We start from the raw sequence: 12,971 nt of genomic DNA on the forward strand, positions 1-12,971 counted from the left end.
AAAAGAGGGTGCTTATGTGGGAACATCTAAAATCTGAACAAAAAGAAAAATACAAAACCTTAATTACCAACTTCGCTAGCTTGAGCCAAGCTTTCTCTCAGAAGGCTGAATCCGAAGATGAAGGACAAACAGAGAATTATGTTGCTCCTATCGTTAACTCCAAATTTCAGGAGACTGTTTTTCAAAAAGCCTTTAATGCCGTTGGGGAAGATATCGCCAATACTTCCTATGATGCTTCCGTCGTTGTGGATGAAAATCATAAATACCTAGTGGGTATCAAGTCTTTTGGGATTAATTCGGGAGATCAAAAAATCGCTCAGTTCAAGAAAGATTCTCAATCTTGGACGGACTTGTTGGGTGATATCAAGTTTCATGCGGATATTTCAACAGATAAAGAGTCAGCAGACAAGGAAAACTATCAGCGCTATGAAGAGTTGGCGCGAAAGATTGCGACTTTAAGAAACCAGAGAATTGAGTCCTCTAAGGCACAAATCAAGGGTTTCAACTCGGATTCGGTCAATGTTGAAGCTGTTTACCACGTTCTGATGCCAACACCAAAGGGAGAAAATCCTAGGATTTTTGTCGGTGAGACGACTTATTTACCAGTCGATATTGATAATCTAGTCATTGAAGGATCAACAACTAAAAATAATCCTACCAATTTCCGATTTACGGATGGACAACACCATTACAAGTACACGGCAGCTGATAGCCAGCTTCACATGACTTTTAATAATAAAGACATTGTGGTAGACACTTGGGATGTTCATTACATAGAAGATCCTTTTTCTCTCTTTGAAAATCTTCATTTGCTAACAGCTGAAAAGGAACAATCCGATATCTTAGAAACGGTGTCTTGGGTAATCACAGACAAACACGGAAATGTAGAAGAAAACTCTGGCTTCAATGCCTTTAACGGCGGATCAAAACTAGCCAAAAAAGACCGTCTGCCACGAATTTTAAAGATTCAGGAAAAATTTAAGGACAGTCTGGCTCCAGAAGAACTAGCTTTTGTGACTTTATCTTTAGAGGAAATCCTCTTGAAAAAATGGACTAGCAAGGAAGAAAAAGTTCAGATGAAGGCGATTCGTGAGGACTTGATTAACTTCGTCCGCAATACTGGCAATGAAAAACTCATTAAAGAAATTGAACAACTTGTATATCGTCCAGTTAGCGAGGTTTACATTCCCCTACCCGACTCCAAGAACTTCCATGACGAAAGGCCCGACTTCTTTGGACCTGGATTTGGGACTTTTGAACCTGGGACTAAAAAACTAGCTCTATCCAAAGAGGAAAGAACCTTTAAACTAAGATTCTTACCTTCTGGTGATGTCATTAATGCCTATATAAATCAAGAAGCTGGTAAGGCGATTCAGTCAACTGATAAGCAAGAAATTCTTGGGAAGTGGATTTTGCGTGGTGTTTTTCAGTTGAAGGAACGAGAAGTCTTGACAGGTCAACGACTCAATGAGCTGGAAATCAATGGTATTCGTTTGACCAAGTTTAAAAATGGGGAAATCGGGATCGAATTCATCTGGATTGATACCGAAAACCCACCTCACGATTCCATCGGCTGGGCAGCAAAGAAATAAAAAGTCCTGTCACTTTATCCCATTTAACCTTTGACTATTCCGCAAAATTATCGTACAATAAAGAGTACATGATAAAATGAGGTCAGAGTCTGTTCGCTCTGGCGATAGTAGTAAAAATGAGGAGAAACGCTTTGGAATTAGAAGTATTTGCTGGGCAAGAAAAAAGTGAACTATCTATGATTGAGGTAGCGCGTGCTATCTTGGAACTTCGTGGTCGCGATCATGAGATGCATTTTAGCGATCTTGTAAACGAAATTCAAAACTACCTTGGAACATCAAACAGCGATATCCGCGAAGCTTTACCTTTGTTCTACACAGAGTTGAACTTTGACGGTAGCTTCATCTCTCTTGGAGACAACAAATGGGGTCTTCGTTCATGGTATGGTGTAGACGAAATCGACGAAGAAATCATCGCTCTTGAAGAAAGTGACGACGATGAAGTAGCACCAAAAGCTAAGAAAAAACGTGTCAATGCCTTTATGGATGGTGATTCAGATGCCATTGACTACAATGCGGATGATCCAGAAGACGAAGATGCATACGAAGCAGATCCAGCTCTTTCATATGATGATGAAAATCCAGATGATGAGAAAAATGAAGTGGAAGCTTACGATGCAGAAATCAACGAAATCGCTCCTGATGACTTGGGCGAAGACGTGGATCTCAACGAAGAAGACGACGAGTTTTCTGACGATGATGCTGAAACGAGTGAAGAAGAGTAAAAGACTTCACAGAGGAGATCGCCTGATCTCCTTTTTTGTTGCTTGGGCAAAGTAGTTGAGTGATACATCCGTTTGGAAGTGGATCTTTAGTTGGTTTTCTGAAAGTAATCTTCTTATTTTCATGTTTTACCAATTCGGGTTGACAAATGTTCTGCTTTGAGATATTATATTGTTCGGGCACCTCTTTTAGAGGTCGGGGCTCCCTAGTTACTAGGGGGCTATTTTTGTTTTTTCAGGAAGTTTTCTTGAAATGTCGTTATTCATAAGGGTCTTGTTTTCTATCTCCCCTCGTAGTTAACAAGACCTTGAGCATTTTAGAAAGAGGAATCTATGTCTACGAAATATATTTTTGTAACTGGTGGTGTGGTATCGTCTATTGGGAAAGGGATTGTCGCAGCAAGTCTGGGTCGTCTCTTGAAAAATCGTGGTCTAAAAGTGACTATTCAGAAGTTTGACCCTTATATCAATATCGATCCGGGAACCATGAGTCCTTACCAGCACGGGGAAGTCTTTGTGACAGATGATGGTGCTGAGACAGATTTGGACTTGGGTCACTATGAACGTTTTATCGATATCAATCTTAACAAATATTCTAACGTGACAACTGGTAAAATTTACAGTGAAGTTCTTCGTAAGGAACGCCGTGGCGAATACCTTGGCGCAACTGTTCAAGTCATTCCTCATATTACAGATGCTTTGAAAGAAAAAATCAAGCGTGCTGCTCTAACGACTGACTCTGATGTCATTATCACAGAGGTTGGTGGAACTGTTGGGGATATCGAGTCCTTGCCATTTCTAGAAGCTCTTCGTCAGATGAAGGCAGATGTGGGTGCAGATAATGTCATGTACATCCATACAACCTTGCTTCCATATCTCAAGGCTGCTGGTGAGATGAAGACCAAGCCAACTCAACATTCTGTAAAAGAATTGCGTGGTTTGGGAATCCAGCCAAATATGTTGGTCATTCGTACAGAAAAACCAGCTGGTCAAGGAATTAAAAACAAACTAGCTCAGTTTTGTGACGTAGCTCCAGAAGCTGTTATCGAGTCTTTGGATGTTGAACACCTTTACCAAATTCCATTGAACTTGCAGGCACAAGGCATGGACCAAATTGTTTGTGACCATTTGAAATTAGACGCACCAGTAGCGGATATGACAGAATGGTCAGCCATGGTGGACAAGGTCATGAACCTGAAAAAACATGTCAAGATTTCCCTTGTCGGTAAGTATGTGGAGTTGCAAGATGCCTACATCTCAGTGGTTGAAGCCTTGAAACACTCTGGTTATGCCAACGACGCAGAAGTGAAGATTAATTGGATTAACGCCAATGATGTGACAGTAGAGAATGTGGCAGAACTCTTGTCTGATGCGGACGGAATCATCGTACCAGGAGGTTTTGGCCAACGTGGTACGGAAGGAAAAATTCAAGCCATCCGTTATGCGCGTGAAAATGATGTTCCAATGTTGGGTGTCTGCTTGGGAATGCAGTTGACTTGTATCGAGTTTGCTCGTCACGTTTTAGGTCTTGAAGGTGCCAATTCTGCAGAACTTGCACCAGATACAAAATACCCTATCATTGATATTATGCGTGATCAGGTTGATGTTGAGGATATGGGTGGCACCCTTCGTTTGGGACTTTATCCATCTAAGTTGAAACGTGGCTCTAAAGCAGCGGCTGCTTATCATAATCAAGAAGTGGTGCAACGCCGTCACCGTCACCGTTATGAGTTTAACAACGCCTTTCGTGAACAGTTTGAGGCAGCAGGTTTTGTCTTCTCAGGAGTTTCTCCAGACAATCGTTTGGTAGAAATTGTGGAAATTCCTGAAAATAAATTCTTTGTAGCTTGTCAGTATCACCCTGAACTTTCCAGCCGTCCAAACCGTCCAGAGGAACTCTACACAGCCTTTGTCACTGCAGCAGTTGAAAATAGCAACTAGTTATCTTCTAATCTCTGAGAATAATCTCAGAGGTTTTTAATTGCCTTGCTCCTATACGGCTTCCCTATTTGTCCTAGAGCCCTTTTTGTGTTACAATGAATGGTATGAAAGCTAAGAAATTATGGATGACTGGCTTGACTGTGGCTGGTCTAAGTGCCCTTGCTTTAGGGGCTAAAAAAGCAGCAGATAACCACAAACTTATGAAGACTCAAGAAGAGTTGACCGCTATCGTGCGCGAACTTTTCTCAGATATGGGTGAGATTGCGACTCTCTATGTTCAAGTCTACGAAAGTAGTCTAGAGCGACTCGTCGGAGGAGTCATTTTCGAGGATGGTCGTCACTATACCTTTGTCTATGAAAATGAAGACCTAGTCTATGAGGAGGAAGTCTTATGATTACTCCCAATAGTATAGAAGAACTAGCAGGTTTTGTAGAGCAAGATGGCAAGAAGGTCTTCCTTTTTGTGGCGGACTGGTGTGGCGATTGTCGTTATATCTATCCAGCCTTGCCAGAGATTGAGGAGACCAATCCAGAGTTCACCTTTATTCGAGTGGACCGAGACCAGTATCTGGATCTGGCTAAACTCTGGGATGTGTACGGCATTCCTAGTCTTGTTGTGCTAGAAAAGGACAAGGAAATCGGCCGATTTGTCAATCGTGACCGTAAAAGCAAGCAACAAATTAACGACTTTTTAGCAGAACTGAAATAGGAGAAAAGAATGATTTTTACATATAATAAAGAGCATGTTGGCGATGTCCTTATGGTCATCGTGAAAAACAGCGGAGATGCCAAACTAGACGTGGAGCGCAAAGGCAAGGTAGCCCGTGTTTTCTTCAAAGAAAATGGGGAAACAGTAGCTTGGAATATTTTCGAAATTTCAAGTTTGTTTGAAATTGCAGAGCGTGGTCAAGTCTTTTTGACAGATGAACAAGTAGAACGTTTGAACCAAGAATTGCGAGCGGAAGGCTTTGCAGAAGAGATTGTCAATGACAAAGAACCTAAGTTTGTTGTCGGTGAGATTATCGAGATGGTAGCTCATCCAGATAGTGACCACCTCAACATCTGCCAAGTTGCAGTCGCAAGTGACAAGACAGTGCAAATCGTGGCAGGAGCACCTAATGCGCGTGTTGGGTTGAAAACCATTGTGGCTCTTCCTGGGGCGATGATGCCAAAAGGCAATCTCATTTTCCCAGGCGAACTTCGCGGTGAAAAGAGTTTTGGCATGATGTGCAGCCCTCGTGAGTTGCATTTGCCAAATGCTCCGCAAAAACGTGGTGTTATTGAATTATCAGAAGACCAAGCTGTTGGAACTCCATTTGACCCAGCCAAACACTGGACTGCCTAGGAAATTGTCGGTATTTGATAGACCAGATAGAGGGGGATAAGATGGCGAAAAATGTAGTGATTACAGGAGCGACCTCAGGAATCGGTGAAGCGATTGCGCGTGCTTATCTGGAGCAGGGGGAGAATGTCGTTCTAACAGGGCGACGGACAGACAGACTAGAGACCCTCAAGTCAGAGTTTGCAGAAACGTTTCCAAATCAAACAGTTTGGACCTTTCCACTGGATGTGACGGATATGGCTATGGTAAAGACTGTCTGCTCCGATATTTTGGAAACGATAGGGCAGATTGATATCTTGGTCAATAACGCTGGACTAGCTCTTGGCTTGGCTCCCTATCAGGACTATGAAGAGTTGGATATGCTGATCATGTTGGATACCAATGTCAAGGGTTTGATGGCAGTCACTCGCTGTTTCTTGCCTTCTATGGTAAAAGTCAATCAGGGGCATATTATCAATATGGGATCGACCGCAGGAATTTATGCCTATGCTGGGGCAGCTGTTTACTCAGCCACCAAGGCAGCAGTTAAGACTTTTTCAGATGGCCTGCGAATTGATACCATCGCAACGGATATCAAGGTGACCACCATTCAACCAGGGATTGTCGAAACAGATTTCTCTACAGTTCGTTTTCATGGTGACAAAGAGCGGGCTGCGACGGTTTATCAGGGGATCGAAGCCTTGCAAGCTCAGGATATTGCAGATACAGTGGTCTATGTGACCAATCAGCCCCGTCGTGTGCAGATTACAGATATGACCATTATGGCCAATCAACAGGCGACAGGTTTCATGGTTCATAAAAAATAAAAAATTTTCTCGAAAAGTTACAAATTTCTGTAACTTTTTTTGATTCCTTACGAATAGATAAGTAGGAGGAAGAAAATATGTATAATAAAGTTATCATGATCGGGCGCTTGACGTCTACACCAGAATTGCACAAAACAAACAACGACAAGTCAGTGGCGCGAGCAACTATCGCTGTGAACCGTCGTTACAAAGACCAAAACGGGGAACGTGAAGCTGATTTTGTCAATTTGGTTCTTTGGGGGAAATTGGCTGAAACCTTGGCAAGCTACGCAACTAAAGGTAGTCTTATCTCTGTGGATGGAGAACTTCGTACCCGTCGCTTTGAGAAAAATGGCCAGATGAACTATGTGACTGAAGTCCTTGCCACAGGATTCCAACTTTTGGAAAGCCGCGCCCAACGTGCTATGCGTGAAAATAACGCTGGACAGGATTTGGCAGACTTGGTTTTGGAAGAGGAAGAATTGCCATTTTAATACTCTTCGAAAATCTCTTCAAACCACGTCAACATCACCTTGCCGTGGGTATAGGTAACTGACTTCGTCAATCTAATCTACAACCTCAAAGCAGTGTTTTGAGCAACCTGCGGCTAGCTTCCTAGTTTGCTCTTTGGTTTTCATTGAGTATAAACATTGAAAAGTCTGAGTTGGTGTCAGACTTTTTATCTTGCCAAAGTCAGACTTTTTTCTTGACTATTTCTGACCAAGTGATACAATAGAACTATGAATTAGCACTCATATATAAAGAGTGCTAATGATATGTATTTCATCATGGAGGAAAACAGATGTTGAAACCATTAGGAGACCGTGTGGTCTTAAAAATCGAAGAAAAAGAACAAACTGTTGGAGGCTTTGTCCTTGCGGGCTCAGCCCAAGAAAAAACAAAAACAGCCCAAGTTGTAGCTACTGGACAAGGGGTTCGTACCTTGAACGGTGACTTGGTTGCTCCAAGTGTTAAGCCTGGAGACCGTGTCTTAGTTGAAGCCCACGCTGGTATTGATGTCAAAGATGGCGATGAGAAGTACATCATCGTTGGCGAAGCTAACATCTTGGCTATCATTGAAGAATAGAAGGAGAAAGTAAGTATGTCAAAAGAAATTAAATTTTCATCTGATGCTCGTTCAGCTATGGTCCGTGGTGTCGATATCCTTGCAGACACTGTCAAAGTAACCTTGGGACCAAAAGGTCGTAATGTTGTGTTGGAAAAATCATTTGGCTCACCATTGATTACCAATGACGGGGTGACCATTGCCAAAGAAATCGAGTTGGAAGACCATTTTGAAAATATGGGTGCCAAATTGGTATCAGAAGTAGCTTCAAAAACCAATGATATCGCAGGTGACGGAACGACAACTGCAACTGTCTTGACCCAAGCTATCGTCCGCGAAGGAATCAAAAACGTCACTGCGGGTGCCAACCCAATCGGTATCCGTCGTGGGATTGAAGCAGCAGTTGCCGCAGCTGTAGAAGCCTTGAAAAACAATGCTATTCCAGTTGCTAATAAAGAAGCCATCGCTCAAGTTGCTGCCGTATCTTCTCGTTCTGAGAAAGTCGGCGAATACATCTCTGAAGCCATGGAAAAAGTTGGTAAAGATGGTGTCATCACTATTGAAGAATCACGTGGTATGGAAACAGAGCTTGAAGTCGTAGAAGGAATGCAGTTTGACCGCGGTTATCTATCACAGTACATGGTGACAGATAGCGAAAAAATGGTGGCGGACCTTGAAAATCCATACATTTTGATTACTGACAAGAAGATTTCAAATATCCAAGAAATCTTGCCACTTCTAGAAAGTATTCTTCAAAGCAACCGTCCTCTCTTGATTATTGCAGATGATGTGGATGGTGAAGCTCTTCCGACTCTTGTATTGAACAAGATTCGTGGAACCTTCAATGTCGTAGCTGTCAAAGCACCTGGCTTCGGTGACCGTCGTAAGGCTATGTTAGAAGACATCGCTATCTTGACAGGAGGAACAGTCATCACAGAAGATCTTGGTCTTGAATTGAAAGATGCGACAATTGAGGCGCTTGGTCAAGCAGCTAGAGTAACTGTGGACAAAGATAGCACTGTTATCGTAGAAGGTGCTGGAAATCCTGAAGCTATTTGTCACCGTGTTGCAGTTATCAAGTCACAAATCGAAACCACAACTTCTGAATTCGACCGTGAAAAACTCCAAGAACGATTGGCTAAATTGTCAGGTGGTGTCGCAGTCATCAAGGTCGGAGCTGCAACTGAAACTGAGTTGAAAGAAATGAAACTCCGCATCGAAGATGCCCTCAACGCTACTCGTGCAGCCGTTGAAGAAGGAATCGTTGCAGGTGGTGGAACTGCTCTTGCCAATGTCAGTCCAGCCGTTGCTGATTTGGAATTGACAGGAGATGAAGCGACAGGACGCAATATTGTTCTTCGTGCCTTGGAAGAACCTGTTCGCCAAATCGCCCACAATGCGGGATTCGAAGGTTCTATTGTTATTGACCGCTTGAAGAATGCTGAACTTGGTATAGGCTTCAACGCAGCAACTGGCGAATGGGTCAACATGATTGAAGAAGGAATCATTGACCCAGTGAAAGTGAGCCGTTCAGCCCTTCAAAATGCAGCCTCTGTAGCTAGCTTGATTTTAACAACAGAAGCAGTCGTAGCCAATAAACCAGAACCAGCAGCCCCAGCTCCAGCCATGGATCCAAGCATGATGGGCGGGATGATGTAAGCTGTTTATACTAAGCAATTCATAAAAAACACAAAAGGAGGGAATGAGCATCCCTCCTTTTTATGATATTCACTTCTAAATAGATTTGAGCTCTCCTAACTTATATGATAAAATAAGACTAGAAGAAGGAGAAGAACATGATCGATGTAGAAGAAATTCTGAGCAAGATGAATCTCAATCAGAAGATTAATTATGACCGTGTCATGCAGAAAATGGTTCAGGTTTGGGAGAAAAATGAGCAACGTCCAACTATTCTCATGCATGTTTGCTGTGCTCCTTGTAGTACCTACACCCTAGAGTATCTGACCAAGTACGCGGATGTGACCATCTATTTTGCCAATTCTAACATCCATCCCAAGGCAGAATACCACAAGCGAGCTTACGTCACCAAGAAATTTGTCAGTGATTTCAATGAGCGAACAGGAAATACGGTCCAGTATTTAGAAGCCCCATATGAACCCAATGAATACCGGAAGTTAGTCAGAGGGCTGGAAGAAGAACCAGAAGGCGGCGATCGTTGCAAGGTTTGTTTTGACTACCGTCTGGATAAAACGGCGCAAGTAGCTATGGACTTGGGCTTTGACTACTTTGGTTCAGCTTTGACCATCAGTCCCCATAAGAATTCTCAAACCATCAACAGCATCGGAATTGATGTGCAAAAGATTTATACAACCCACTATCTCCCAAGTGATTTCAAGAAAAACCAAGGCTACAAGCGCTCGGTGGAGATGTGCGAGGAGTATGATATTTATCGTCAATGTTATTGTGGATGCGTCTATGCAGCTCAAGCCCAGAATATTGATCTTGTTCAGATTAAGAAGGATGCCACGGCTTTCTTGTTGGATAAGGATGTTGAAAAAGACTATTCCCACATCAAGTTTACTGTTACTAAATTAGATATATAGAAATCAACCCAGCTGAAAAGCTGGGTTTTTCAAATAAAAAAACCAGGGTTTTCACCCCAGTTTGACAACTTTACCGATTCTTTAGTTCTATGTAGCGTTTGTACCAAATGTTGACATAGGCCTCTGAGAAAGGACCGCGTCCATTGTTAATCCAATCAACAAGGATTTTAACATGCTCTTTCAAAATATAGTCTAAATCATCAGAATACTTCATTTTGCGTTTATGGCGCTCATACTCTTCAACGTCCAAGAGACGCTTTTCACCATCAGTGAAAACCTTGACATCCAAATCATAATCAATGTATTTCAGGGCTTCCTCATCTAGATAGTAAGGACTTGCCATATTGCAATAGTAGGAAATCCCATTATCACGAATCATGGCAATGATATTAAACCAATATTTTTTGTGAAAGTAAACAATAGCCGGTTCTCGAGTCACCCAACGACGACCGTCACTTTCGGTAACAAGTGTGTGGTCGTTGACGCCGATAATGGCGTTCTCTGTTGTTTTTAGTACCATGGTGTCCCGCCAAGTACGGTGGAGACTCCCATCATGCTTATAACTTTGAATTGTAATAAAGTCGCCTTCTTTTGGAAGTTTCATAACTAACCAACTTTCTACAATTTATAAGTTTATCGTTTACTATTATATCATAAATCGGTCTAATTTTTTTGAATTTTACACGAAAATATTAAAGATATTCTCTGAGAGCGCTGGCTATATCCGAAAAATCATAGCCTTTTCGAGCTAAAACTTGGGTTAAACGTTGTTTAAGTTCGTATCCTTCATACTTTCGAGCATACTTAGCATATTGTTTGTCTAGCTCTTTAAAAATGAGTTCTTGAGTCGTTTCTTGGTCGACTTGGCTGTCCAAGTCATCAAAAGCACTTTTAGCATCAGAATAGGAGAAGCCTTTGTTCGTTAAGTTTTGGATAATCTTATCTTGCAAGGCACGAGCGGGAAGCTTTCCATTGTATTTTTTAAGCAGTTTTTCTGCAACACGTTGAGCAATCTCTGAAAAATCAAAATCCTTTAAAACCTCTTCAATAGTTGATTTGGCAATCCCTTTTTGAGACAGTTTTTGAGCTAGCACATAGGGTCCCTTATCTCCAGAAAGTTGATTGGCATTGATGATGGAATAAGCATACTGATGGTCATTAATCCAGTTATCTTCTTTTAGGTTAGCGATAACTTGACTAGTGATTTTTTCATCAAGATCATACTTTTTCAGATACTCACGAACTTCCTTTTCGGTTCGAGCTTTAAATGATAGATGGTAGAGGGCGAGATTCTTACCATAAGAAAACTGAGCAAAGCCCTGTATCTCGATTAATTCTTCCTTGCTGATCACCTTATCTTTAGACAACATAAAACGGACAATGGTATCTTCCGTGATATAAGAGGTTTGCTGTCCATCTAACTCCATCAAGTAGAGACGTTTTTTCTTTTCAAGTTTTGTGATTTTCATAGTTCTATTATACCCTAAAATGTGATAAGATAGGGGTATGAATCTGAAAGTCAAACAAAAAATACCTTTAAAAATCAAGCGGATGGGTATCAATGGTGAGGGAATCGGTTTCTACCAGAAAACCCTCGTTTTTGTGCCAGGCGCCCTCAAAGGAGAAGATATCTATTGTCAGATTACTTCTGTTAAACGTAACTTTGTTGAAGCCAAATTACTAAAGGTTAATAAGAAGTCTAAATTTCGAGTCGTACCAGCTTGTACGATTTATAATGAATGTGGTGGTTGCCAAATCATGCACCTCCACTACGATAAACAGTTAGAGTTCAAAACGGATTTGCTCCACCAAGCCCTGAAAAAATTTGCTCCTGCAGGATATGAAAACTATGAAATCCGTCCAACTATCGGAATGCAGGAACCAAAGTACTACCGTGCTAAGCTTCAATTTCAGACTCGAAAATTTAAAAATCAGGTCAAAGCAGGTTTGTATGCGCAAAACTCTCATTATCTCGTAGAGTTAAAAGACTGCTTGGTGCAAGATAAAGAAACCCAAGTGATTGCTAACCGCCTAGCTGAACTTCTTACTTACCACCAAATTCCAATTACAGATGAGAGAAAAACGCTCGGCGTTCGCACCATCATGGTACGTCGAGCAAGAAAAACAGGACAAGTCCAGATAATCATCGTCACAAATCGTCAGCTTAATTTAACCCAGCTAGTAAAAGACTTAGTTAAAGATTTTCCAGAAGTCGTCACGGTTGCTGTCAATACAAATACAGCAAAAACAAGTGAAATCTATGGTGAAAAGACGGAAATTATTTGGGGTCAAGAGAGTATTCAAGAAGGAGTACTGGACTATGAGTTTTCTCTCTCCCCTCGAGCGTTCTATCAGCTTAATCCTGAGCAGACAGAAATTCTCTATAGTGAAGCAGTTAAGGCACTGGAGGTTGGCGAAGAAGATCATCTGATTGATGCCTATTGCGGTGTTGGGACAATCGGATTTGCCTTCGCAAATAAGGTCAAGAGTCTCAGAGGAATGGACATTATTCCGGAAGCCATAGAAGATGCCAAGAGAAATGCTCAGAGAATGGGGTTTGACAATACCCATTACGAAGCGGGAACAGCAGAAGAGATTATTCCACGCTGGTATCAAGAAGGCTACCGAGCGGATGCCTTGATAGTCGATCCTCCTCGTACAGGTTTAGATGATAAGCTGTTGGATACCATTCTGACCTATGTTCCAGACAAAATGGTCTATGTATCCTGCAATGTTTCGACCTTGGCACGAGATTTGGTTAAACTAGTAAAAGTCTATGATCTCCAGTATATCCAGTCGGTCGATATGTTTCCCCACACTGCACGGACAGAAGCAGTGGTTAAGTTAGTGAAGAAAAGAAAAAATTAAATTCACTGAAAAAAGTTCTTGACAAAGGTAAAAAAGTAGGTATAATAGAAAGAGTTGAAAAGCTCAGGTCCGTTGGTCAAGGGGTTAAGACACC

14 protein-coding genes are annotated in these 12,971 nt (G+C 41.8%); 12 read left to right on the top strand and 2 right to left on the bottom strand.

Annotated features, from left to right (window positions below):
• The first annotated feature begins 14 nt into the window (after positions 1-14).
• From Q4443_RS10080 to Q4443_RS10130, 11 genes are all read left to right on the top strand, one after another.
• On the top strand, positions 15-1,592 hold the full coding sequence (locus tag Q4443_RS10080) for a hypothetical protein (RefSeq protein WP_303408346.1): 1,578 nt from the start codon (positions 15-17) through the stop codon (positions 1,590-1,592).
• A 131-nt stretch (positions 1,593-1,723) separates the two neighbouring features.
• Positions 1,724-2,314: a DNA-directed RNA polymerase subunit delta gene (rpoE, locus tag Q4443_RS10085; RefSeq protein ID WP_000418415.1), complete on the top strand. Its 591-nt coding sequence runs from the start codon at positions 1,724-1,726 to the stop codon at positions 2,312-2,314.
• Positions 2,315-2,644: 330 nt separating this feature from the next.
• On the top strand, positions 2,645-4,252 hold the full coding sequence (locus Q4443_RS10090) for a CTP synthase (protein ID WP_303408347.1): 1,608 nt from the start codon (positions 2,645-2,647) through the stop codon (positions 4,250-4,252).
• A 95-nt stretch (positions 4,253-4,347) separates the two neighbouring features.
• Positions 4,348-4,647 carry a DUF4651 domain-containing protein gene (locus Q4443_RS10095; RefSeq protein WP_002875970.1) on the top strand — a complete coding sequence of 100 codons (300 nt, stop codon included), beginning with the start codon at positions 4,348-4,350 and terminating at the stop codon, positions 4,645-4,647.
• Complete coding sequence (locus Q4443_RS10100) at positions 4,644-4,961, top strand: thioredoxin family protein (protein ID WP_045618132.1); 318 nt, start codon at positions 4,644-4,646, stop codon at positions 4,959-4,961. Before Q4443_RS10095 ends, Q4443_RS10100 begins: the two co-directional genes overlap by 4 nt.
• A gap of 9 nt (positions 4,962-4,970) precedes the next feature.
• Positions 4,971-5,597, top strand: coding sequence for a YtpR family tRNA-binding protein (gene ytpR / locus Q4443_RS10105; RefSeq protein ID WP_303408348.1), 627 nt, complete (start codon positions 4,971-4,973; stop codon positions 5,595-5,597).
• A 41-nt stretch (positions 5,598-5,638) separates the two neighbouring features.
• Positions 5,639-6,400, top strand: coding sequence for an SDR family NAD(P)-dependent oxidoreductase (locus Q4443_RS10110; RefSeq protein WP_303408349.1), 762 nt, complete (start codon positions 5,639-5,641; stop codon positions 6,398-6,400).
• A gap of 77 nt (positions 6,401-6,477) precedes the next feature.
• The gene (locus Q4443_RS10115; RefSeq protein WP_000282459.1) at positions 6,478-6,873 is read left to right on the top strand and encodes a single-stranded DNA-binding protein; all 396 of its coding nucleotides are present in this window, start codon (positions 6,478-6,480) and stop codon (positions 6,871-6,873) included.
• 308 nt (positions 6,874-7,181) lie between these two features.
• Complete coding sequence (gene groES, locus Q4443_RS10120) at positions 7,182-7,466, top strand: co-chaperone GroES (RefSeq protein ID WP_000917326.1); 285 nt, start codon at positions 7,182-7,184, stop codon at positions 7,464-7,466.
• Between the two features lie 15 nt (positions 7,467-7,481).
• Entirely contained in the window at positions 7,482-9,104 is a 1,623-nt protein-coding gene (gene groL, locus Q4443_RS10125) for a chaperonin GroEL (protein WP_303408350.1), read from the top strand.
• 137 nt (positions 9,105-9,241) lie between these two features.
• On the top strand, positions 9,242-10,009 hold the full coding sequence (locus Q4443_RS10130) for an epoxyqueuosine reductase QueH (RefSeq protein ID WP_198464406.1): 768 nt from the start codon (positions 9,242-9,244) through the stop codon (positions 10,007-10,009).
• A gap of 70 nt (positions 10,010-10,079) precedes the next feature.
• Here the strand turns inward: Q4443_RS10130 and Q4443_RS10135 are convergent, their stop codons facing one another.
• Positions 10,080-10,613: a DUF402 domain-containing protein gene (locus Q4443_RS10135; protein ID WP_000775318.1), complete on the bottom strand. Its 534-nt coding sequence runs from the start codon at positions 10,611-10,613 to the stop codon at positions 10,080-10,082.
• 88 nt (positions 10,614-10,701) lie between these two features.
• Positions 10,702-11,478 carry a recombination regulator RecX gene (recX, locus tag Q4443_RS10140; protein WP_303408351.1) on the bottom strand — a complete coding sequence of 259 codons (777 nt, stop codon included), beginning with the start codon at positions 11,476-11,478 and terminating at the stop codon, positions 10,702-10,704.
• Between the two features lie 37 nt (positions 11,479-11,515).
• On the opposite strand from recX, the gene rlmD reads away from it, so the two are divergent.
• Positions 11,516-12,877, top strand: coding sequence for a 23S rRNA (uracil(1939)-C(5))-methyltransferase RlmD (gene rlmD / locus Q4443_RS10145; protein ID WP_042902060.1), 1,362 nt, complete (start codon positions 11,516-11,518; stop codon positions 12,875-12,877).
• Positions 12,878-12,971 lie beyond the last annotated feature (94 nt).

The sequence above is a fragment of the Streptococcus sp. GP0011 genome (assembly GCF_030546305.1).
Lineage (GTDB): Bacteria > Bacillota > Bacilli > Lactobacillales > Streptococcaceae > Streptococcus.